Below are 21,957 nucleotides of genomic sequence, written 5' to 3'. Positions count from 1 at the left end.
GTCACACCTCCGTGTTCAGTGAGCTGTAGTAGGCACGTGCAGCGTCCCAGCTGGGAAGCAGCCCGGCTGCTGCGGCTTCAGCGAGCGACGGTGCGCCCGTGTCCTTCGGGGAGAGGAGCGGCTCGCCCGCAGCATCGGGGAATACGAGGCCGATCTCGGGGTCGCGCGGATCGATACCGTGCTCACGAGCCGCGTTGAAGGTCGACGTGACCAGGTAGCTGACGGTCGCGTCGTCCGTGAGTGCGACGAAGCAGTGGCCCAGCCCTTCAGCGATGTAGATGGCCCGTCGGTCGACGTCGTCGAGCAGCACGGAGTCCCATTGACCGAACGTCGGCGATCCGACGCGGATGTCGATGACGAAGTCGAGCACCGCACCATGGGTCGCGGTCACGTACTTCGCCTGGCTCGGCGGAACATCGGCGAAGTGGATGCCGCGCACCACTCCCCGCTTGGAGACCGAGGTGTTGCCCTGAGCGAGGCTCAGTGAGTGTCCGATCGTCTCCTCGAGTCGATCGAAGCGGTACCACTCGAGGAACACGCCTCGATCGTCGCCGAACTGCTTCGGGGTGATCTCATAGCTGTCGGGGATCTTCAGTTCGCGGATCTGCACGGTGAGCAGTGTACCAATCGGTCGTTGGGATCGCGGCGGCGGAGCTTGCCCACGGGACCGCTCGCTAAGATGTCGGGGTGTCAAGACTCCTCGTGACCGGCGGTGCCGGCTTCATCGGTTCGAATTTCGTCCACTACGTGCTCGAGAACACCGATCATTCGGTGACCGTCCTCGACAAGCTCACCTATGCCGGGAACCTCGCTTCTCTCGACGGCCTCCCCGCCGACCGCTTCCGCTTCGTTCAGGGCGACATCGCTGATGCAGCGATCGTCGATGCACTGTTCGCTGAGCACGACGCGGTCGTGCACTATGCGGCCGAGAGCCACAACGACAATTCCCTCGACGATCCGCGGCCGTTCCTCGAGACGAACATCATCGGCACCTACACGCTGCTCGAAGCGGCACGCAGACACGACCTCCGCTTCCACCACATCTCGACCGACGAGGTCTACGGCGATCTCGAACTCGACGATCCGGCGAGATTCACAGAGCAGACCCCGTACAACCCCTCGAGCCCCTATTCGTCGACGAAGGCGGGCAGCGATCTCCTCGTGCGCGCGTGGGTGCGTTCGTTCGGAGTCAAGGCCACCATCTCGAACTGCTCGAACAACTACGGGCCGTATCAGCACGTCGAGAAGTTCATCCCGCGCCAGATCACCAATGTCCTGCGCAACGAACGCCCCAAGCTCTACGGCACTGGCGAGAACGTCCGTGACTGGATCCACGCGAACGACCACTCCTCTGCTGTCCTCACGATCCTCGAACAGGGTGAGATCGGTGAAACCTACCTCATCGGCGCAGACGGCGAGAAGAACAACAAGGAGGTCGTCGAGCTGATCCTGACGACCCTCGGTCAGCCGGTGGACGCGTACGACCACGTCGTCGATCGTCCCGGCCACGACCTCCGCTATGCGATCGACGCGACGCGGCTCCGCACCGAACTCGGCTGGGAGCCGCGCTACTCCGACTTCGGGGCAGGTCTCGCCGACACGATCGCGTGGTACCGCGACAACGAGTCCTGGTGGGCTCCGCAGAAGGACGCGACCGAAGCCCGCTACACGGCTCAGGGGCAGTGATGTCGGGAACCCGGTACCTCATCACCGGTGCTGCTGGCATGCTCGGCCGCGACCTCCAGGTCGCCCTGGCCGACCGCGACGTGACGCCGCTCGCCCGCACCGACCTCGACATCACCGATGCGAGTGCCGTGCTCGAAGCCACGGCCGGCCACGACGTGATCATCAATGCGGCGGCCTACACCAAGGTCGACGACGCCGAATCGCACGAGGACGACGCTTACGCCATCAACGCGACCGGTGCGGCCAACCTCGCCGACGCGGCCGCGGCGCACGGTGCCCGTCTCGTCCAGGTGTCCACGGACTACGTCTTCAACGGACGAGCGGAATCCCCGTACGGCGAGCACGACGCGCACGACCCCATCTCCGCCTACGGGCGAACGAAGGCCGCTGGCGAGCGTCTCGCGCTCGAACGCAACCCCGGCGCGACCTACGTGGTGCGGACCGCCTGGCTGTACGGCGAGCATGGGCCGAACTTCGCCAAGACGATGCTCGCGCTTGCGGCATCGAAGGACACCTGGGCGGTCGTCGACGATCAGGTCGGACAGCCGACCTGGACCGCAGACCTCGCCGTCCGGATCGTCGACCTGCTGGACTCGAAGGCGTCAGGCGGGATCTTCCACGGAACCAACTCCGGAGAGACGAGCTGGTACGCATTCGCACGCGCCGTGCTCGAGGAATCCGGGCTAGATCCCGAGCGCGTGACGCCGACCGACAGTTCGGCCTTCGTACGCCCCGCTCCTCGTCCGTCCTACTCTGTGCTGAAACACGAGGGTTGGGCAGCGGCAGGCCTGCCGGCCATGCGCGACTGGCGAGAGGCTCTCCGGGACGCCGTCGACACCGGGGCTTTCGGCAACCGCTAGCAGCGAGTCGCCGAGCGGCGCACGCGCACGGCGGGTCTTCAGGCGCGTTCGTATTCGTCGCGCTGCAGGTCGCTCGCCCACCGCGAGTGCAGTACGGCGATGTCCTGGGGGCGAACCTTCGGATCACGGGTCCGCGATTCGAAGTGGTACAGGCGTGCTGCGCCGACACAGACCACGACTCGGCCGGACGAACGGACCTTGAGGCTGAGATCGACGTCGTTGTAGTTGCCGGGGTACGCGACCGAGAACCCGCCGACGTCGGCGAAGACTTCCGAGCGGATCAATGCGCACGCCGCCGTCGCCCCCGAGACCTCGCGGGTCACAGCGATCGTGTCGAGCGGATGCAGCGCGCCAGGCATCACCCCGAACCCGACGTGCCCGGGGTTGCCGTTCCGATAGAGATGCCCAGCGTGCTGCACCGAGCCGTCCTCGAAGAAGAGCAGCGAACCGGCGATGCCGACACCCGGCAACTCAGCAACGCCGACGAGTCGCTCGAGCCAATCGTCGGAGATGGGTTCGATGTCGTCATTCAACAGCAGCAGGTAGTCGCCGCGCGCGAATGCCGCACCGAGGTTCATCTTGGCGCTGAAGTTGAACTCCGCCGACCAGCGGACGAGATCGAGTCGCGCGCCTCCGACTGCCACGAGTTCGTCGATGACGCCCTGCGGGGTCTCATCGTCGGCCACCACGATGAACTCGACGTTCTGCCAGGTCGAGCGCTCGAGGATCGATCGCACGGCCTCGACGACGAAGACTCGTTCGCTGCCTGCCACCTCACCTCGGCTACCGCGGGTCGGGATCACGATCGACACGAGCGGGTCATCGGTCACGCGATACTCGACGCGCCGTGTCGACGCCGATGCCACAGAGACCTCCGCCTCGATGCCTGTCGCCTGCAGACGCTCCTTCACGATCTCGCAGGCGCGTCGGGCCAACTGTGCCGGCTCGTCGATGGCCGGGCCGACCGAGAGGACCTCCCCGATGCGGGCCACGCGGTCGAGGTGGATCTCCAGCGCCAGGTCGAGCACATGCACTCCGTCAGCGTTCATTCGCAGGCCCCCGCGCGAGCGGATCGCCTCGGTCGACACGATGACCACCGGTCCGAGGTAGTCCTGCTCCCGAAGCCTGATCGGCGAGAACGCGGGCGCACGGAATACGCGCCCCGCGGTCGACCTGCTGTCGCCGTACACGAGCTGCAGCGACGGATCGGCTTCGAGCACACGCGCGATGGCCGCCGGCGCCGACGGCAAGAGAGCGCCGCCCGATCGGAGGAACGCGAGGTATCGAGGGGATGTCGCGGCGATCACCGCCTCGATCTCGGCGGAGCGGAGGTCGGATGCCACCACTGCGATGCCGATGCGCTCGAGGGCATCGTCTGACGCGGCCTCAGGCCGCGCGCGGCGGGCGGCTGCCCACGCCATCCGTCCGAGTCTGCTCTGCAGGCGGCGGGCGAATCGGCCGGGAGGTGTCGAGGCCGCGATGCGCGCCGCAGCCAGCGGATAGCGGCCGAGGCGGCGCAGGCCGTGAGGCGGTACGGCGATCGGACCATGCCCATGCTGACGCGTGAGGAATTCGTCCCGCTCGGCGAAACGCTCGAGCATGACCGTCTCGCTACGAGATACGACACGTTCCCGATCCGAACTCCACGGCGTCGACCTCGAGCTATACGTCACTGGTGGGTCCTCTCAAACTCGACCGTAAACTAGCCTAGTGCGGCGCACCGAAGTGCGGACCGCCGCCTCGAGAGGATCACGTCTTTGGCTCACATCACCGCGATCATGCCAACGTACGACGCCGATCCAGACGTGGTCGACCGCGTGCGCAGGCTCTCGGCCCAGGTCGACCGGGTGATCGTGGTCGACGATGGCAGCCCCTCCGACCCGACCGTGCTGCTCGGGCGCCTCGCCGAATACGCCGAGTGCATCCGGCTCCCGAAGAACGTCGGCATCGCGGCAGCGCTCAATCGAGGCATCGCGACGGCGCTCTCGAACGGCGCCGATTTCATCGTCACCGTGGATCAGGACACGGAACTGCCCGGCGACTACGTCCAGCGGGCGATGGAGGTGTTCGGAATGGCGAACGCGGTGACGCGCGTCGGCATTGTCTGCGTCGACGCAGTCAACGGCGCTCCCGCCCTTCCGACGTGGACCTCTCCTGAAGGACTCGGGCTCGTGCCCGAGGCGATCCAGACGGGATTCGTGATCTCTCGAGAGTGCATCGAAACGGCCGGTATGTTCGACGAACAGCTCGTGATCGACACCGTCGACACCGAGTACTGCCTGCGTGTACGCGATCACGGCTTCCGCATCGCCGTTGCCACCGGAACCGACATCCGGCACTCGATCGGCCGCCGCGCCGAGCTCAGGCCCTTCGGGGTGCCGATGCGGCACGTCGGGTCCGGCGCCGTCGCGACCTACCAGTACCACTCGCCGTTCCGGCGTTACTACATCGCCAGGAACAACATCGATCTCATGTTCCGCTTCATGAGGAAGCGTCCGCGCTGGGTGCTCCAGGTCGCGAAGCGCGAGACGGGCGGCATGATCACGTCGATCGTCAGCGGGCCGCACCGACTCGCGCAACTGCTCGCGATCTCTGTCGGTACTTTCCACGGGACGATCCGCCGTCGGGGCATGATCCCCGCCTGGCTGCTCCGGCTCATCGCCTGAGCCCAGCCACCCCATAAGGTTACAACCCGGTGTATGCAGTATCGGTAGGAGCAATGTGAGCACGACTCTCCGCGTCATCGTCGATCAGATCGTCGCGCCCGTGCCGGGCGTCCTCGGCCAGTACGCGCACGATCTCGCGAACGCGATCGTCGCGGCCGCGCCGTCCGGATGCCACGTCGAGGGCATCGTCTCCTCATCGCAGCCCGACGACTACGAGCGGGTGCTGTCGGGGATCCCTGGCTTGTCGAGCCTCTACAAGACCACCCTCGCACGACGCGAACTCGCCGGTGCCTGGCAGCTCGGTCTCACCACCTCTCCGGGTCCTGGCATGATCCACGCGCCGAGCCTCTTCGCCCCCCTCCGAAAGCACGACCACACGGTGGACGGCACTCAGATCGTCGTCACCGTGCATGATGTGCTCGCGTGGACGCACCCCGAGTCGCTCAGCGCGACATCGGTCGCGTGGCAGAAGGGCATGCTGAAGCGCGCTCGCAAACATGCCGACGCGGTCGTGGTGCCGACGCATGCTCTCGCCGAACGGCTCGCGGAGATCGCCGATTTCGGCGATCGGATCCGCGTGGTCGGCACCGCGCCGCGCAACGGCTTGACAATCGGCTCGGATGCGCCGATCCGTGCGGCTCGGCTGGGGCTTCCACCCGAGTACCTGGTCGTCCCGGGCACGCTCGAACCCCGCAAGGGCCTCGTCGACGTGCTGGCGGCGCTCGGACGGCGCGGGGTACCGGAGATTCCGATCGTGGTGCTCGGGCCCGAGAGCTGGGGCGATCAGCATCTCTTCACCGTTGCAGAAGAAGAGGGCATCTCGCCGACACGCATCACCCGACTCGATGAACTCGAGGCCGCCGATCTCGCGGTCGTGATCGCGGGCGCCACGGCGTTCATCGCCCCGAGTCACGTTGAGGGCTCCGGCACTGCACTGATCGAGGCGTTCAGCCTCGCCCGGCCGGTCATCCACTCCGATGCTCCGGCGTACCTGGAGGTGTCCGGTGGCGCCGGCCTCGCCGTGCCGGTCGGCATCGGCGACGGCTATGGCGACCGGCTGGCTGCGGCCATCACCTCGGTGATCACTGACGCGTCGCTCGCCGAACAACTCTCGATCGCCGGAAGCGACCGCAGCCGTGCATTCAGTTGGCGGGACTCTGCCGAGCGCGTCTGGCAGCTCCACGCGGACCTGTAGCCAGCTCGGCTGGAGCGGGGTCGCCAGACGCCTCTGAGCGCAGCAGGCGAGAGCCTTCAGCCACCGACGCGGCCGTCACTCCTCGGTCGGCTCCGCCGTCGGCGGGAACACCGCCTGCTGCACGAGTTGCCTGATGTAGTCGTAATCGGGATCCTCCGGATCCACATCGTTCGAGGGCACGAGTTCGACATCGATGATGGGCAGTTGCTTCGTCTTCCCGGCGAGATCGACGAAATAGCCGAGGCTGCCCTGCGGGACATCCGTCTTCACGACCTGCGAGCCCGCGGCTGCGATCTCCTGGAACTTCGAGAGCACGTTCGCGGGGTTGAACTGTGCCAGCACGGCCTCTTGGATCTGGCGCTGGCGGGCCATGCGGTCGTAGTCGCTCGTTCCGTGACGAGAGCGTGCGTACCAGAGCGCGTGATAGCCGTCGAGGTGCTGCTCTCCCGCCGGAATCCACTCGGCAACGGTCGTGAACGTCTCGTCGGCGTGGATCGGCACGTCTTCGGGAACGGTGACGGTGACCCCGCCGAGTGCGTCGATGAGCTGCTGGAAGCCGGCCATGTCGATGAGCGCGTAGTACTGGATCTCGAGTCCGGTGATCGCTTCGGCAGCATCTCGCATCGCCTCGATGCCGGGTTCGCTGCCCTGGGCAACGGCGTCGGGGTACATCTCAGGGCTCATGAGCTCGACCTCGGTGTAGATCGAGTTGAGCATGCAGACGTCGACCTCGCAGCCGTCGATCGAGCCGTACCCCTCTGGGTAGAGGTCAGCGAGCGGGCTGCCTTCGGGGAACGGCACGTCCTCCATGTTGCGCGGAAGGCCGATCGTCACGGCCTGGCCGGTCTCGGCATCGACGCTGACGACCGTGATGCTGTCGGGCCGGAGCCCATCGCGATCGGGGCCGGCGTCGCCGCCGAGCAGGAGGAAATTGTACTTGCCATCGACGGGTTCTTTCGATGGCCCTGCGATGAACACCGAGGAGAGGAATCCGCTCGCCGTCGTCGCGAGGTAGGCACCGTAGGCGGCGGTGCCCGAGAGGCCGATCATCAGCACGGTGGTGAGGCCGGCAACCCAGGCACGCGCCGACGGCGCGGTCTTCACGAGGCGCACGAGGCGCAGCGTGTCGAGGGTCAGAACCACCCAGAGCACCGCGTAGAACGCGAGCAGCAGGGCGACGATCCAGAGTGAGATCGTCGTCGAGAAGACCGTGTAGAGCGTCGCCGGCCAGAGCAGCCAGACGACGAGCGCCACGATCGCAAGGGTCCAAAGGGTCAGCGTCGCGCCGAGGCCGAACCGACCGAGACGCCGACTGCCGGCGAGTACCTGCGGCGCGCCGGGGATCAGGAAGTTGAGCACGACGAGCCACCAGGCGCGGCGCGTCATGACCGTACGCGAGGCGACGTCCGGGTATCGGATGGGGCTGGCGGCGAGCGTCATCGGTTCTGCTTGAGCCGTTCGTTCTTCTCTTCGACGAGGGCGGCGAGCGCCGTCGCGTAGTCGGCGAGGGCGCTCGAGAGCGTGTCGTCGGCGGTGGCGAGGATCTTCACCGCGATGAGGCCGGCGTTCTTCGCGCCGCCGATCGAGACGGTGGCGACCGGAACCCCGGCGGGCATCTGCACGATCGAGAGCAGGGAGTCGAGGCCGTCGAGTCGCGACAGCGGCACCGGCACGCCGACGACCGGCAGCGTCGTGACCGAGGCGAGCATGCCGGGCAGGTGAGCCGCTCCCCCGGCGCCCGCGATGATCACCTTCAGGCCACGAGCCGCGGCCTCCTTGCCGTAGGCGATCATCTTCTCGGGCGTGCGGTGCGCCGACACGACCTCGACCTCGTGTGCGACGCCGAATTCGTCGAGCAGAGCGGATGCCTCGCGCATCACGTTCCAGTCGGAGTCGGATCCCATCACGACGCCGACGAGCGGGGCGGTGTTCGTCTCAGTCACTCGAACGAGTGTAGGGCCGGGTGCTGGGAGATGACCGCAACCCCGCCGGTCGAGTAGCGACGAAAGGGGTATCGAGACCGATCGGGTCTCGATACGGCGCCCGTGCGCCGACGCGGTCAGCGTCTGGATTCAGTCTTGGAAGACGGCAGCCGCGGCGCGCGCCTCGTAGACGACGACGTCGAGATCGTCGCCGATCGCGGTGACGTGCCCCACCTTGCGGCCAGGCCGCGGCGACTTGCCGTAGTTGTGGATCTTCACCGTGGGGTGCCCCGAGAGCGCCGTGGCGTAGCGGTCGGCGAGCGAGCCCTCGACGGGTCCTCCGAGCACGTTCACCATGACCGACCAGTCGTCGTGCGTTCCGGTGCCGCCGAGCGGCAGGTCGAGCACTGCGCGCAGGTGCTGCTCGAACTGCCCGGTCGTCGAGCCGTCCATCGACCAGTGCCCGCTGTTGTGGGGTCGCATCGCGAGCTCGTTCACGAGAATGCGGTCGTCGCTCGTCTCGAAGAGCTCGACGGCGAGCACACCGGTGACCCCGAGCCCCTCGGCGATCGTGATGGCGACATCGGCCGCGACATCCGCGAGCCTGCCGGCAGATCGGGGTGCCGGCGCGATGACCTCGCTGCAGACCCCGCCCACCTGCACGGTCTCGACGACCGGCCACGCAGCGATCTCGCCCGAGGGCCGCCGGGCGACGAGCTGGGCGAGTTCGCGGCGGAAGTCGACGAGTTCCTCGACGAGCAGCGCCCCCGCGCGGCCGTCTTCGGCGATCGTGCCGAACCACTCCGCGACCTCGGCGGCACCGCGCACGACGCGCACGCCCTTGCCGTCGTAGCCGCCGCGCGGCGTCTTCACGACCGCCACGCCGCCGTGCGCCGCGATGAACTCGTCGAGCTCGTCGAGCGTTTCGACTCGAGCCCAATCCGGCACCGGCAGACCGAGCTCGGAGAGTCGCTCGCGCATGAGCAGCTTGTCTTGAGCGAAGCGCAGGGCATCGGGCCCGGGATGCACCGGCACACCGGCGTCGACGAGGGCACGCAGCACGTCTTGCGGCACGTGTTCGTGATCGAAGGTCACGACGTCGACCTCGCGTGCGAACTCGAGCACCGTGGCAGTGTCGGTGTAGTCACCGACACGGTCGGCGGCGAGCGCGGCCGACATGCCGGGAGCTTCGGCGAGCACGCGGAGGTCGACTCCGAGCTCGATCGCCGCGGGAATCATCATCCGGGCCAGCTGGCCTCCACCGATCACGCCGACCCGCACGTCACGCACTCCATTCACCGCTGCTTCCAGCACCTTCAGCCGGTGCCCCGTTCAGTCTAGGCCGCAGCCGACGGCATAGGATGTGCCGGTGTCCTCACGCTTCGCGAGCGCCATCGCACGCCTCTGGAACGGCCTGCTCGCCTACGCGGTGAAGTTCGGTGTCGTCGGACTCATCGGACTCGTGATCGACGTGACGCTGTTCAACGCACTGCGACTCGGCGTCTTCGGCGACGATCACTGGGCGCAATCGGCGATCGGCGCGAAGACCATTTCGACGAGCGTCGCGATCGTCTTCAACTGGCTGGGCAATCGGTACTGGACGTTCCGTCACCACCGTCGCCGCAATTATCTGCGCGAGTTCGCCGAGTACGTGGTCGTCTCGCTCGGCGGCATGGTCATTGCGCTCGGATGCCTCTGGGTCAGCCACCACTGGCTCGGCTACACGAGTCTCGTGGCCGACAACATCGCGACCAACGTGGTCGGCCTCGCACTCGGCACAGCGTTCCGCTTCGTGCTGTACCGCTACTGGGTCTACGGGCACCATCGCGCCGACGGGCTCTCGAATCTCGCGCGCGTCGAGGAGGCGCAGCGCACCCTCTTCGAGGAGCCCGACGCCTCGAGTCCTGCGCGATAGCGCCTTCGTGCACCGAGCCGGTCGAAGGCCGGCGGCTCGCGTGGGCGCGTCGACGGCCCCAGCTTTCGGAACGGGGTGGGCTACTCCGCGGCGTCGACCGTCGGCTGGAACCACGGGGGGTAGACCGCGACCCGAGCGCGCACACCGGCCGCGGCGAGCGCGGCACGCACCCGATCGCGAACCGGGTCGTTCGCCACCGCGATGAGCGCGACGCTGTCGAGCGGCAGGCACTCCCGCACGAGCAGCTCTGCGCCGTCGAGTCCGGCGCCGTCTTCGTCGCGGTGCAGTCGCTGCAGCAGCCGCTGCACGTCACTCCATTCGGTGGCGACGGCGGAGCCGCCCGCAGCTGCGTCCGACTCGTTCACCACGATGGTGCCCGGCACCTCCGAATTGCCCGCCTGTGCACTCGCGAGCGAGCTCACGAAGATGACGAAGTCGGCCGGAGCGCGCTTCACCGCGTCTTCATGCAGGCGCGGGTCGGGCGTGGCCGTGCGCACCGAATTCCAGACGTGTGCGTCGGTGGTGAGCAGGAACGGCACGTAGTCGGCGATCACCGCGTCGGTCTCTGCGATCGGGGCGCTGCGCCGGTACTCGCGGGCATGGGGTGCGGCGAGATCGACGATCGGCACCGCGCCCGCGGCATCCGCCATCAGCGCGCCGGCCTCGAGGATCGGCGGGAGGTTGTCGATGTGCGTCACGTGGTAGATGCGCAGCGCCTTCAGGTCGAGCCGCGGCGCATCCGAGGCGATCGCCGGACGGGAGGCGCCGGGAACACGGGCCGGCGGACGGCCGTTGCGGGTCGTCGTCGAGCGGGCCGAACGAGCGACGGGCGCGGGCGCCGGCTTCGGCTCGGGTTCGGGTGGCGGGAAGCAGATGGCGCAGAGGCCGTCATCGAAACCGTGTTTGCATTCGTCGGCCAAGAGGAACCCTTCATCGTGCGGCTCGCGCTCAGGGGCGCACGAGACCACCTGTCAACGTTACGTCCTTTGGAGGCCTGCCGCTGCACCTCAGTGGACAAGGGTCACGAATCCGACCGATTCAGCGCCCGCCCCAGGCCACGGTGTCGCCGTCGATCGTGGACTGTTCGGCTCTGCGACGGTCGGCGATGCGGGAGTGCTCATCACCCATGAGCTCCTGCAGGGCCCCCTGCACGAGTTCGGGCTTCGGCACGTCCTTCAGCACGAACGGCTGCTCGTGCCCGGTGTTGATGCGCACGTCGCCGGAGCCGAAGGCGCTCTGCGCCCAGGTGCGACGCACGGTCACGTCGTAGCCGCGACTGTGCAGGAGTTCCTGGCGCACGCGCACGAAGATGCCGCTGCGCACGATGATGCGCCGCGTGGTGATGGTGGTGCGGCGCGTGAGCCAGCCGAGGAACGGCAGGAAGCACCCGAGCAGGATGAGGAGCACGGCTCCGCCGACGATCGCGAGCTGCTGCCAGAGCTCGGAGGCGATGCCGAGACCGTACGCCGTCGCGCCGGCGACCGCGACGAGCAGCACGGCGGGAAAGGTCAGCACTCGCGCGTTCCGTCGCAGCCGTGCAACGACGCGCTCAGGCGATTGCGCCGATGGCACGGCCGAGTCGGGTGTCGCGGCAGGCCTCATACGCCATTAATACCGCAGGTGGGTCACGTCGCCCGCGGCGACAGACCATGGCTCGCCGTTCTCACGGTCGATCACCACGAGTCGGCCGTCGGCATCGAGGCCCTGCGCATGCCCGAGCAGCTCGCGATCGCCGGGCAGTTCGACCCGGACGTCGCTGCCGATCGTTCCGCAGAGCGCGGCGACCCGGTCGGCGATCCCGCTCGCGACGGCGTCGGCCCCGGCACGGGCGAAGTCGTCGAACATGCCGAGGAAGGTGCCGAGATAGTCGGCGAGCACGGCATCGGCATCGGGCTGCTCACCGGTGGCCAGCAGGAGGGACGTCGAGGTCAGCGTCGGAAGGTCGTGTTCGTCGAGTGTCAGGTTGAGCCCCGCCCCGACGATGACGGCGCCGGACTCGGGCAGCAGCTCCGAGAGGATGCCGCAGATCTTGTATCCCGACACCAGCACGTCGTTCGGCCACTTGAGCAGCACGTCCACGCCGCCGGAGACCTCGAGTTGCGCGAGGTCGTCGCCGAGTCGGTCGAGTCGAGCGGATGCCGCGCGCGAACGCCGACCCGACGGCGTCGCGATCTCGCGCTCGTCGACCGGTTCTGCGCGCTCGGGAACGGCACGGCGTACCGCCTCGGTCATCGCGGCGCCCGCGATGAGCGGGATCCAACCGTAGGCATCGGCGGGGAAGGACCCGCCGGCAGCGAGCCCGGGCCGCAGCAGCACCGAGATCGCCAGCGTCTTCCCGGTCGGGGCGAGCCAGGTGCGGCCGAGACGGCCCCGCCCGCGCGTCTGGTTGTCGGTCACGATCACCGCGCCGTGCCCCCAGGCCGCAGCATCCTGCCCACTCGCGGCCTCGCGCAGTTCGTCGTTCGTCGACCCCGCCTCGGCGAGGAACTCGAACCGTGACACGGCCGCGCGCGATCGCTCCCACTCCATGCCAACACCCTACCCAGCCGCCCCGCCGAGCGATCGAATGGCGATAGTCACCAGCACCGACCGGGTATTTGTAGGAATCCGTCAACGAAGTCGGCCAGTTGCTCGCCGGTAGAGTGAACGACGTGACCGAAGCGACTGACGGCCCCGACCTCTCCACCACTGCCGGCAAGCTCGCCGACCTCAAGCTGCGCTACCACGAAGCGGTGACGGCATCGGGCGAGGCAGCCATCGAGAAGCAGCATGCCAAGGGCAAGATGACCGCCCGCGAACGCATCGCCGAGCTGCTCGACCCCGGCTCGTTCGTCGAGCTCGACGAGTTCGTGCGACACCGCACGCACGCCTTCGGCATGGAAGCCAAGCGTCCCTACGGCGACGCCGTCGTCACGGGTACCGGCACGATCCACGGCCGGCAGGTCGCCGTCTACTCACAGGACTTCACCATCTTCGGCGGCTCCCTCGGCGAGGTCGCCGGCGAGAAGATCATCAAGGTCATGGAACTCGCGCTGAAGACCGGCGTGCCGATCATCGGCATCCTCGACTCGGGCGGTGCCCGCATTCAAGAGGGCGTCGTCGCCCTCGGCAAGTACGGCGAGATCTTCCGTCGCAACACCCAGGCCTCCGGCGTGATCCCGCAGATCTCGATCGTGTGCGGTCCGGCGGCCGGCGGCGCGGTGTACTCCCCCGCCCTCACCGACTTCGTCATCATGGTCGACAAGACCAGCCAGATGTTCGTCACCGGCCCCGACGTGATCAAGACCGTCACCGGCGAAGACGTCGGCATGGAGGAGCTCGGCGGCGCCCTCACGCACAACTCGGTGTCGGGTGTCGCCCACTACCTCGCGAGCGACGAGTCCGATGCGCTCGACTACGCGCGCACGCTCATCTCGTTCCTTCCTGACAACAACATGACGGACGCTCCCGTCTACGACGCCGAGGCCGAACTCGAGATCACCGACGACGATCGTCGCCTGAACGCCGTCATCCCCGACTCGCCGAACCAGCCGTACGACATGCACTCGATCATCGAGGGCATCGTCGATCACGGCGACTTCCTCGAGGTGCAGCCCTTGTTCGCGCCGAACATCATCATCGGCTTCGCGCGCGTCGACGGGCGCTCGGTCGGCATCATCGCGAACCAGCCGAGCCAGATGGCCGGCACGCTGAACATCGCGGCGGGCGAGAAGGCCTCGCGCTTCGTGCGATTCTGCGACGCATTCTCCATCCCGATCCTCACGCTCGTCGACGTGCCCGGCTACCTCCCCGGTACCGAGCAGGAGTGGACGGGAGTCATCCGCCGCGGTGCGAAGCTGCTCTACGCCTACGCCGAGGCCACCGTGCCGCTCGTCACGATCATCACGCGCAAGGCCTACGGGGGCGCATACATCGTCATGGGATCGAAACAGCTGGGCGCCGACATCAACCTCGCCTGGCCGACCGCCGAGATCGCCGTCATGGGCGGCCAGGGTGCGGTGAACATCCTCTACCGCGCCGAGATCAAGGCCGCCGAGCTCGCCGGCGAAGACGTCGCCGCCGTGCGCACCAAGCTCGCCAACGAGTACACCTACAACGTGGCGTCGCCGTTCCTCGCGGCGGAGCGCGGCGAGCTCGACGGCGTCATCGAGCCCGCGGCGACCCGGGTCTCGGTCGTGAAAGCGCTTCGTGCGCTTCGCACGAAGCGGGCGAGCCTGCCTGCGAAGAAGCACGGGAACATCCCCCTGTAGGGAGCGACATGAGCGACGACATCGACGACCGAGCTGCCGCGCTGCAGTTCGCGACCACCGCGGTCACCGCTGACGACGCAGCAGCGGTCACCGCCGTGCTGCTCGCTGCTCTCGACGAGGAGGCCTCGCTGGCCGCGTTCGTCGCCGAGCCCGGCCGCAGCGCATGGGTGCGAAGCGGCGGCGCGATGCGCCGCCCCATCGACGTCGGCCCCGGCCGCTGGGCGCGCGCCGACGGCTGACCTGCCCGCTGTTGCCGCCCCGACCGTCGGTGTCCCCCGAACCGACACGGTCGGTGGCGGCGTGCACGCTCCCGGTGATGGAATCACGCGGAATCGACGCGCGAGGCGGACACTCGTGTCCCCCGAAATGACGACTTTGCGTTGATCGACCGGTGCAGCACTATTGTGAGTGCAGGCTCCTCAGGAGTCGCCATCGTCATCGGTCGGGTAACCGGTGACAGTTGGGGGCGAGTCAGGGCGATATTCGGGTTGTCGCCGTGTCTCGGGCTTGATGGGGGGTCGATCTCAGATCGGCCCCCCACCTTCATGTTCGGCCTCGATCAGGGCTGACGGGGGATCTCGAGCCAGAGCTCGACCTCTGCCTCATCCGAATCCGACGCAGGGTCGTCGGACTCGCGGAGGCCCACCACGGTGACGGCGACGGGCGATCCCTCGGCCGCGGTGCGCGCGATGATGCGGTCGGCCGTCGAACCGGCCACCGCCTCGGCCAGCCTCGAGAGCACGCGGTCTCGCACGGACTCGTCCAGATCGTCGATGCCGCCCTCGTCGAGGAGCGTGACCGTGATGCCGCGAGCGCGGGCACGCTGCACCTCGACGCGAACGGCGTCGGTCAGGAGCATCCGGCCCCGGATCTCGTCGCGGATCGCCGCTTCGAGCACTCGGCACTCGGCGCGCTGCGCATCGGTGAGCGCGCCGTTGCGATCGGCGATGCGTCGCAGCATCGGTGCCGCGAGCCGGTTGGTGTGCGCCAGTCGCATGCGACCCTCGAACAGGTGCGCGTCTTGCGCGGCCTGCCAGGCCGCAGCCTCGCGCTCGGCCTGCGCATATCGCCGCGTCTCGCGCGCCGCGTTCGTCAGCGCGCTCGTCAGCATGTGCGCGATGCCCACCCACACGATGCTGCCGATGACGCCGAGGCCTCCGAGTGCGAGGGGTCCGGCCCACACGACGCTCTGCACCGCGAGCACGATGACCCCGAGCCAGGCGGCGGTCAGCTGGCGGCGCGCCGCCGTGATGGTCATGAGCGTGCCCACTGCCGCGACGTACCACGTCGCGTACCCGTTCTCGGCATCGGGATCGAGCTGGCTCGTCACGAGCAGGGGCAGCACGATCGAGACCGCGAGCGTGAACGCTGCGAGCCAGTCGGGCATCCGCACGCGTCGGACGGGCCACAGGCTGAGCGTCGTGGCGACGGAGTAGAGCAGGAGCGCCACCAGGGTCGGCCACGGTGACGTCGGCACGCCGAGCGAATAGATGCCGAGTACGACGTGATACGCCGAGAACAGCGCGCCGAGTACCAGCAGGAGCCAGCGGGGAACGGAGATCATGCACTGCCTCCTGCGCCGAGCGGCCACGCGATGGTGACGGTCGTGCCGTGGCCGACCCGGGTCACGATGTGGGCGGCGCCACCCGCGTTCGCCATGCGCTCCTCGATCGAGACGCGCAGGCCGAGTCGCCCGGCGGGCACCTGGTCGACCTCGAACCCGCGACCGTTGTCGGCGACCTCGATCAGGCAGCCGCCAGCGCGCACGCCTCTGATGCGCAATTCCCGCCTCGTCGAGAGGCCGGGCTCGTCGGCGTGCTGCAGGCTGTTGACCATCGCCTGCACCGCCGCCGTGTAGAGCGCCTCCATGGCTTCGACCGGCAGCTCGACACCCCCCGCGTTCACCACCCGCACCGTGAACGGCGTGTTGAAGGTGGTGAGAGCCGCGCGCAGTCGACGCACGAGCACCGGCAGCCCGACCCGATCGAGGGATCGCGGGCCCGTCGCACCAGCCTCATCGAGGCGGTGCACGGCGTCGCGGGCCATCCGTGCCGCGAGCTGCTGCTGCTCCGGTGACGTCGCGGCGGCAGCCGAGAGCAGTGTCGTGAGCACGCTGTCGTGCACGAGCGCATCGATCTTCACCCGCTCGATCTCGTTCGCGTGCTGGCGAGCGGCGACGTCGTAGCGCTGGAGCGCGGCTTCCTGCGCGGAGTCCACCGACTCGGCGGCCTGACGGAGCATCGTGATGATCGCGAGCACGACCACGCCGAGCACGACGGCGTAGAGCGCGTCGAGCACTGCGAGCAGCGGGCCGGCATCGCCGCCCGCCGGCAGGAGGCGGATGGCGCCGTAGACGGCCGGGACCACGAGTGTATAAGCCGCCGCCCACAAGGGCACGACGCCGATGACGGCGGCGGTCGTCGCCACCGTGCAGAGATAGTAGAGCCATGGCGCGCTGCCATCGAGCGCCGCCGGATCGGCGACGATGAACGGCCATGCCGCCAACGCGATCACGTACAGTGCGGCGAAGCCGAGGCACGCTGCACGCACCGCCACCTTCGTCACCGTGGCGACGGCGAGCGCGACGATCGCGCCGTAGAGCACGGCCATCAGGGCGGCTCCGGCGCCCGGCACGAGCGCGCCGGCCTGCTCGAGCGCCACCGGCACGGTCTGCGCGCCGAACACGAGCCCGAAGAGGCCGAGGGCACGCCCGGCCACGGTCTCGACCTGCGCGCGGGTCACCGTGGCCCGGCGACGCGCGAGGCGCGTCACCCGCCAATCAACGGCGGGCATCTCCGCCATCGTCGAGCCCAGGCAGGATTCCGTCTTCGACGGCGCGGCGCAGCAGGTCGACCTTGGTGGGAGCCGGGCGACCCACTTCGATGTACTTCGCCCGGATGCGGTCGAGGTACTCGCGCGCAGTGGAGTGCGCGATGCCGAGCTGCGCGGCCACGAGCTTCAACGGCAGGCCAGACGCGTAGAGGTGCAGCACGTCGTGCTCCCGGCGTCCGAGCTGCGCCTTCGCGAAGTCCCGGTCGGCCTCGATGGCGCTGGCCCACTCCACATTCGTGAGCACGTCGCCGCGGGCGACCGTGTCGATCGCTCCGATCACGGCCGACATCGGAGACGCCTTCGGAATGACACCGGCAGCGCCGGCGGCGAGCGACTCGCGTACGGCGGCGACCCGGTCGGCGATGCTGTGCACGAGCACCGCGCTGCCGGTCGCGAGCACGGCACGCACGTTCTCGGTCACCGACGAACCGTCGCCGAGCGAGAGGTCGAGCACCACGACGTCGCACGCCCGCCCGGCGAGCCCGGCGAGCAGCTCAGGGACGCTCGCGGCGTCGACGACGACCTCGTACCCGGCATCGCGGCACGCGGCCCGCAGGCCCAGCCGTACGGCCTCGTGATCGTCGACGATCGCGACGGTCGCCACGGCGTGTCTCGCTGCGCCCGATGTTGCGGTCACTTGTCCCCCACTTCCACGTTCACACGATAGCGCGGAGCCGGGCGACCGCCTCGACGTGATGCGTGTTCGGGAACAGGTCGTACGCCCGCAGCGCGTCGAGCTCGTACCCGCGCTCTCGGAAGAGGCCGACATCGCGGGCGAACGCCACCGGATCACAGGCGACGTAGACCACCTGCCGGGGCCGAAGCTCGGCGAGTCGCTCGACGACATCGCGGCCGGCGCCGGAGCGGGGCGGGTCGAGCACGAAGCAGGCGTCGCGCAGCCGTGCACGTTCGGCACCTGCCCCTGCACCGGCGGCGAGCTCCTCGAGGTAGCGATCGACACGGGCCGTCACGGCGCGGGCGCCGATCCATTCCGACAGGTTCGCTCCGGCGTGCTCGGTCGCCCGCGCGTCGGACTCCACGGTCGTGATGCGCGCGGTGTCGCCGAATCGGTCGCCGACGGCGGCGGCGAGCAGGCCGACGCCCCCGTACAGGTCGTGATTGGCCGCGCGGGGGTCGAACAGGTCTCCGTCGATGAGTTCCTGCACCGCCCGCGTGAGCGTCGCGGCGGCACCGCGGTGCACCTGCCAGAAGCCGTCGCGATCGACGCGGAACGTACGCTCGCCGACGCGTTCCTCGACCGTGGGACGCGCGCCCCGCGACATCCGCTCGCCCTCGACCATGACGATCGCGGCATCGCCCGCGCTCGGCGCGACGAGGTCGATCGCGCTCGCGCCCGGAAAGCGGTCGTCGAGCGGTGCGAGTGCCTCGAGCTCCGGCACCGCGAGCGGGACGGATGTCACGGGCACGATCGAGTGGCTCCGGGCCGCGTACGGCCCCACCCGGCCGTCGGAGCCGACGTGCAGGCGAACCCGGGTGCGCCAGCCGGTGCCCTCGTCGACGGAAGCACCCGGAGCGAGTTCGGGTTCGACCGGTTGCACCTGCACCTCGGTTTCGATGCCGGCCATGCGAGCGAGCGACTCGCGCAGCACCTCGCCCTTCAACTCCCGCTGCCGCGCGGTGCGAATGTGCCCGAACTCGGCGCCCCCGGGTCGCATCTCCGGTGCACGGTCGACGGAGGCCTCGGCCCACACGTGATCCCGCCGGTCGGGCGACGCCTCGAGCACGCGCACCGTCTCTGCTCGCCAGAAGCGGTCGCGGCCCTGGTCGCTCACCCGCGCAGCGACCCGTTCGCCGGGAATCGCGTCGGCGACGAAGACCACGCGACCCTCGTGGTGCGCGACGAACACGCCGCCGTGCGCGACCCGCTCGATCTCGAGTTCGATCACCGGGCCGTCCGTCGCGGGCGGTTTCGGTGCCGGGCGGGGCGACCGCGACGGCTTTCGCGCACCGGGACGACGGGGACGACGGTTCTCTGCCATGCATCGAGCATTCCACAGGGGCGTCGGCCCGGGCAGGATGGAGGCATGCGCCTCTATCTCGCTTCGACCTCGCCGGCCCGGCTGCAGACCCTTCGCGCGGCCGGCATCGAACCGGTCGCAATGCCGCCCGGCGTCGACGAGGAGGCGGTCGTGGCCGCCCGCGAGGCGGAATCCGGCCCACTCCCGGCCCGTGACATGGTGCAGCTCCTCGCACGAGCGAAGGCCGAGGCGCTCGTCGGCACCGAGCCCGCGGGCGAACCGATCGACGGGCTCATCCTGGGCGGCGATTCGGCATTCCTCACCGGTGGCGCGATCCACGGCAAGCCGCACCTGCCCGGGGTGGCGAGGCAGCGCTGGCTCGCGCAGAACGGCGGGCATGGCGAACTGTGGTCGGGGCACTGGCTGATCGATCATCGCGGCGGCCGCGTCCACGGCGCCGTCGGACGAGCGGATGTCGCGACAGTACGCTTCGCGGCGCTCGACGACGCCGAGATCGACGCCTACATCGCGACCGGCGAGCCGTTGCTCGTCGCTGGGGCGTTCACGATCGACAGCCTCGGCGGACCGTTCATCCGGAGGGTCGAGGGCGATCCGTCCACCGTCGTCGGCCTGTCGCTCTCGACCCTGCGGGATCTCGTTCGGGAACTCGGCGTCGCGTGGCCCTCGCTCTGGAATCGCGCGCGCACTGCAGGATGACATCTCGGGCGATTGTCGACCCCCGCAAGAGACATCCGCTCTTTTTGTCGAAGGCACCCAAAGGGCCGACCTCCCCGACCAATAGGCTTGAGCATTATGCCGCGTATCACCAAGGTCCTCATCGCCAACCGTGGCGAGATCGCCGTCCGCGTCATCCGGGCCGCCCGTGATGCCGGCCTCGGTTCCGTCGCCGTCTACGCCGATCAGGACCGCGACGCGCGGCACGTGAAGCTCGCCGACGAGGCCTATGCCCTCGACGGCACGACGAGCGCCGAGACCTACCTCGTCATCGACAAGATCCTCTCGGTCGCCCGTCGCTCGGGCGCTGACGCGGTGCACCCCGGCTACGGCTTCCTCGCCGAGAACCCCGATTTCGCTCGGGCGGTCATCGACGCGGGGCTGGTCTGGATCGGCCCCTCGCCCGAGGCCATCGAACGACTCGGCGACAAGGTCTCCGCGCGCCACGTCGCGGAGAAGGTCGGCGCGCCGCTCGCCCCGGGCACCCTGAACCCGGTGCTGGATGCCTCCGAAGTGCTCGACTTCGTCGACGTGCACGGCCTCCCGGTGGCGATCAAGGCGGCCTTCGGCGGCGGCGGTCGCGGCCTGAAGGTCGCCCGCACGCGGGAGGAAGTCCCCGAGCTCTTCGATTCCGCGACCCGCGAGGCGGTCGCAGCGTTCGGCCGCGGCGAGTGCTTCGTCGAGAAGTACCTCGACAAGCCGCGCCACGTCGAGACGCAGTGCCTCGCCGACGCGCACGGCAACGTGGTCGTGGTTTCGACCCGCGACTGCTCGCTGCAGCGCCGCCACCAGAAGCTCGTCGAAGAGGCACCAGCGCCATTCCTCTCCGACGCGCAGATCGAGCTGCTCTACGAATCGTCGAAGGCGATCCTGCGCGAGGTCGGCTACGTCGGCGCCGGCACCTGCGAGTTCCTGATCGGTCAAGACGGAACCGTCTCCTTCCTCGAGGTGAACACGCGCCTGCAGGTCGAGCACCCGGTCTCCGAAGAAGTCACCGGCATCGACCTCGTGCGCGAGCAGTTCCGCCTCGCCGAGGGCGGCGTGCTCGACTACGCCGACCCGGTCACGAGCGGCCACTCCATCGAATTCCGCATCAACGGCGAAGACCCGGGCCGCGGCTTCCTTCCCGCTCCCGGACCGGTGCACCAGCTGCGCTTCCCCGGCGGGCCCGGCGTGCGCGTCGACTCCGGCGTCACGACCGGTGACGAGATCTCGGGCGCCTTCGATTCACTGCTGGCCAAGCTGATCGTCACCGGCCGCGATCGCAAAGACGCCCTCGAGCGCGCGCGCCGCGCCCTCGACGAGTTCGAGGTCGCCGGGTTGCCGACCGTGCTGCCCTTCCACCGCGACATCGTGCACAACCCGGCCTTCGCTCCTGCGGGCGACGAGCCCTTCTCGATCTACACGCGCTGGATCGAGACCGAGTACGACAACCAGCTCGAGCCGTGGTCGGGTGAACTCGCCGAGACGCGCGGCCCCGACGCACGCACGAGTGTCGTCGTCGAGGTCGCCGGCCGCCGGGTCGAGGTCACCCTGCCGAAGCGACTCGCGGGTGGGGCATCCGCTGCACGAACTGCGGGCCCCGCACCGCGTCGCCGCACCGCGGCGCACGCCGTCTCCGCAGCGACCGGCGATGCCGTCAAGGCGCCGATGCAGGCGACCGTCGTGAAGGTCGCGGTCGCTGAAGGCGATCACGTCGTCAAGGGCGACCTGGTGCTCGTGCTCGAGGCGATGAAGATGGAACAGCCGATCCTCGCTCACAAAGACGGCGTCATCGGCATCGTGAACGCCGAGGCCGGCGCGACCGTCTCGAGCGGGCACCTGCTGCTCGCCATCAACGACGCGTAGCCCGCGGCGTCCGTGACGTCCCGCCGTACCCGTGACCGCTCGGTCGATCGCGGGCGCGACGAAGCCGGA

21 protein-coding genes are annotated in these 21,957 nt (G+C 69.0%); 9 read left to right on the top strand and 12 right to left on the bottom strand.

What is annotated here, in order from left to right; genetic code table 11:
• Nucleotide 1: 1 nt before the first annotated feature.
• Entirely contained in the window at nt 2–610 is a 609-nt protein-coding gene (locus tag AC6CH0_RS11105) for a dTDP-4-dehydrorhamnose 3,5-epimerase family protein (RefSeq protein ID WP_498100664.1), read from the bottom strand.
• Between the two features lie 77 nt (nt 611–687).
• Here AC6CH0_RS11105 and rfbB point away from each other — a divergent pair, with 77 nt between their 5' ends.
• A complete protein-coding gene (gene rfbB, locus AC6CH0_RS11100; protein ID WP_498100662.1) occupies nt 688–1,686 on the top strand; it encodes a dTDP-glucose 4,6-dehydratase in 999 nt (332 codons plus the stop codon).
• A complete protein-coding gene (rfbD, locus tag AC6CH0_RS11095) occupies nt 1,686–2,546 on the top strand; it encodes a dTDP-4-dehydrorhamnose reductase (protein WP_498100661.1) in 861 nt (286 codons plus the stop codon). Before rfbB ends, rfbD begins: the two co-directional genes overlap by 1 nt.
• A 38-nt stretch (nt 2,547–2,584) precedes the next feature.
• Here the strand turns inward: rfbD and AC6CH0_RS11090 are convergent, their stop codons facing one another.
• Entirely contained in the window at nt 2,585–4,147 is a 1,563-nt protein-coding gene (locus AC6CH0_RS11090; protein ID WP_498100659.1) for a glycosyltransferase family 2 protein, read from the bottom strand.
• A gap of 156 nt (nt 4,148–4,303) precedes the next feature.
• Here AC6CH0_RS11090 and AC6CH0_RS11085 point away from each other — a divergent pair, with 156 nt between their 5' ends.
• Entirely contained in the window at nt 4,304–5,212 is a 909-nt protein-coding gene (locus tag AC6CH0_RS11085) for a glycosyltransferase (protein WP_498100657.1), read from the top strand.
• 55 nt (nt 5,213–5,267) lie between these two features.
• Complete coding sequence (locus AC6CH0_RS11080) at nt 5,268–6,407, top strand: glycosyltransferase family 4 protein (protein WP_498100655.1); 1,140 nt, start codon at nt 5,268–5,270, stop codon at nt 6,405–6,407.
• Between the two features lie 75 nt (nt 6,408–6,482).
• On the opposite strand, the gene AC6CH0_RS11075 is transcribed toward AC6CH0_RS11080, so the two are convergent.
• The 3 genes from AC6CH0_RS11075 to AC6CH0_RS11065 all read right to left on the bottom strand — a co-directional run bounded on the left by AC6CH0_RS11075 (nt 6,483) and on the right by AC6CH0_RS11065 (nt 9,628).
• Nucleotides 6,483–7,793 carry an LCP family protein gene (locus tag AC6CH0_RS11075; protein ID WP_498100653.1) on the bottom strand — a complete coding sequence of 437 codons (1,311 nt, stop codon included), beginning with the start codon at nt 7,791–7,793 and terminating at the stop codon, nt 6,483–6,485.
• Nucleotides 7,794–7,843: 50 nt separating this feature from the next.
• Nucleotides 7,844–8,311, bottom strand: a complete 468-nt coding sequence (gene purE / locus AC6CH0_RS11070; protein ID WP_498101114.1) for a 5-(carboxyamino)imidazole ribonucleotide mutase — start codon at nt 8,309–8,311, stop codon at nt 7,844–7,846.
• Between the two features lie 168 nt (nt 8,312–8,479).
• Entirely contained in the window at nt 8,480–9,628 is a 1,149-nt protein-coding gene (locus AC6CH0_RS11065; protein ID WP_498100651.1) for a 5-(carboxyamino)imidazole ribonucleotide synthase, read from the bottom strand.
• 70 nt (nt 9,629–9,698) lie between these two features.
• Here AC6CH0_RS11065 and AC6CH0_RS11060 point away from each other — a divergent pair, with 70 nt between their 5' ends.
• Nucleotides 9,699–10,244 carry a GtrA family protein gene (locus AC6CH0_RS11060; RefSeq protein WP_498100649.1) on the top strand — a complete coding sequence of 182 codons (546 nt, stop codon included), beginning with the start codon at nt 9,699–9,701 and terminating at the stop codon, nt 10,242–10,244.
• An 80-nt stretch (nt 10,245–10,324) separates the two neighbouring features.
• Here the strand turns inward: AC6CH0_RS11060 and AC6CH0_RS11055 are convergent, their stop codons facing one another.
• The 3 genes from AC6CH0_RS11055 to AC6CH0_RS11045 all read right to left on the bottom strand — a co-directional run bounded on the left by AC6CH0_RS11055 (nt 10,325) and on the right by AC6CH0_RS11045 (nt 12,773).
• Nucleotides 10,325–11,164 carry a DarT ssDNA thymidine ADP-ribosyltransferase family protein gene (locus AC6CH0_RS11055; protein ID WP_498100647.1) on the bottom strand — a complete coding sequence of 280 codons (840 nt, stop codon included), beginning with the start codon at nt 11,162–11,164 and terminating at the stop codon, nt 10,325–10,327.
• Between the two features lie 118 nt (nt 11,165–11,282).
• Nucleotides 11,283–11,759 (bottom strand): PH domain-containing protein, encoded by a 477-nt coding sequence (locus tag AC6CH0_RS11050; protein WP_498100645.1) that lies wholly within the window; start codon nt 11,757–11,759, stop codon nt 11,283–11,285.
• A 93-nt stretch (nt 11,760–11,852) separates the two neighbouring features.
• Nucleotides 11,853–12,773 carry a biotin--[acetyl-CoA-carboxylase] ligase gene (locus AC6CH0_RS11045; protein WP_498100643.1) on the bottom strand — a complete coding sequence of 307 codons (921 nt, stop codon included), beginning with the start codon at nt 12,771–12,773 and terminating at the stop codon, nt 11,853–11,855.
• A gap of 113 nt (nt 12,774–12,886) precedes the next feature.
• Here AC6CH0_RS11045 and AC6CH0_RS11040 point away from each other — a divergent pair, with 113 nt between their 5' ends.
• Both AC6CH0_RS11040 and AC6CH0_RS11035 read left to right on the top strand, forming a co-directional pair.
• Nucleotides 12,887–14,494, top strand: a complete 1,608-nt coding sequence (locus AC6CH0_RS11040) for an acyl-CoA carboxylase subunit beta (protein WP_498100641.1) — start codon at nt 12,887–12,889, stop codon at nt 14,492–14,494.
• Between the two features lie 8 nt (nt 14,495–14,502).
• Nucleotides 14,503–14,733: an acyl-CoA carboxylase subunit epsilon gene (locus tag AC6CH0_RS11035; RefSeq protein WP_498100639.1), complete on the top strand. Its 231-nt coding sequence runs from the start codon at nt 14,503–14,505 to the stop codon at nt 14,731–14,733.
• Nucleotides 14,734–15,053: 320 nt separating this feature from the next.
• On the opposite strand, the gene AC6CH0_RS11030 is transcribed toward AC6CH0_RS11035, so the two are convergent.
• Genes AC6CH0_RS11030 through AC6CH0_RS11015 form a run of 4 tightly spaced genes read right to left on the bottom strand, consistent with a single transcriptional unit; the run spans nt 15,054 to nt 19,233 of the window.
• Nucleotides 15,054–16,058, bottom strand: a complete 1,005-nt coding sequence (locus tag AC6CH0_RS11030; protein ID WP_498100637.1) for a DUF8320 family protein — start codon at nt 16,056–16,058, stop codon at nt 15,054–15,056.
• Complete coding sequence (locus tag AC6CH0_RS11025) at nt 16,055–17,287, bottom strand: sensor histidine kinase (RefSeq protein WP_498100635.1); 1,233 nt, start codon at nt 17,285–17,287, stop codon at nt 16,055–16,057. Before AC6CH0_RS11025 ends, AC6CH0_RS11030 begins: the two co-directional genes overlap by 4 nt.
• Nucleotides 17,274–17,930 carry a response regulator gene (locus tag AC6CH0_RS11020; RefSeq protein ID WP_498101112.1) on the bottom strand — a complete coding sequence of 219 codons (657 nt, stop codon included), beginning with the start codon at nt 17,928–17,930 and terminating at the stop codon, nt 17,274–17,276. Before AC6CH0_RS11020 ends, AC6CH0_RS11025 begins: the two co-directional genes overlap by 14 nt.
• A 52-nt stretch (nt 17,931–17,982) precedes the next feature.
• Nucleotides 17,983–19,233, bottom strand: coding sequence for a class I SAM-dependent RNA methyltransferase (locus AC6CH0_RS11015; protein WP_498100633.1), 1,251 nt, complete (start codon nt 19,231–19,233; stop codon nt 17,983–17,985).
• A gap of 138 nt (nt 19,234–19,371) precedes the next feature.
• On the opposite strand from AC6CH0_RS11015, the gene AC6CH0_RS11010 reads away from it, so the two are divergent.
• Together AC6CH0_RS11010 and AC6CH0_RS11005 are read left to right on the top strand one after the other, a co-directional pair.
• Nucleotides 19,372–20,022: a Maf family protein gene (locus tag AC6CH0_RS11010; protein ID WP_498100631.1), complete on the top strand. Its 651-nt coding sequence runs from the start codon at nt 19,372–19,374 to the stop codon at nt 20,020–20,022.
• Between the two features lie 96 nt (nt 20,023–20,118).
• Nucleotides 20,119–21,888, top strand: a complete 1,770-nt coding sequence (locus AC6CH0_RS11005) for an acetyl/propionyl/methylcrotonyl-CoA carboxylase subunit alpha (protein WP_498100629.1) — start codon at nt 20,119–20,121, stop codon at nt 21,886–21,888.
• Nucleotides 21,889–21,957: the final 69 nt, after the last annotated feature.

The sequence above is a fragment of the Agromyces sp. GQ35 genome (assembly GCF_059758475.1).
This window is presented reverse-complemented; position numbering and strand designations above follow the sequence as displayed.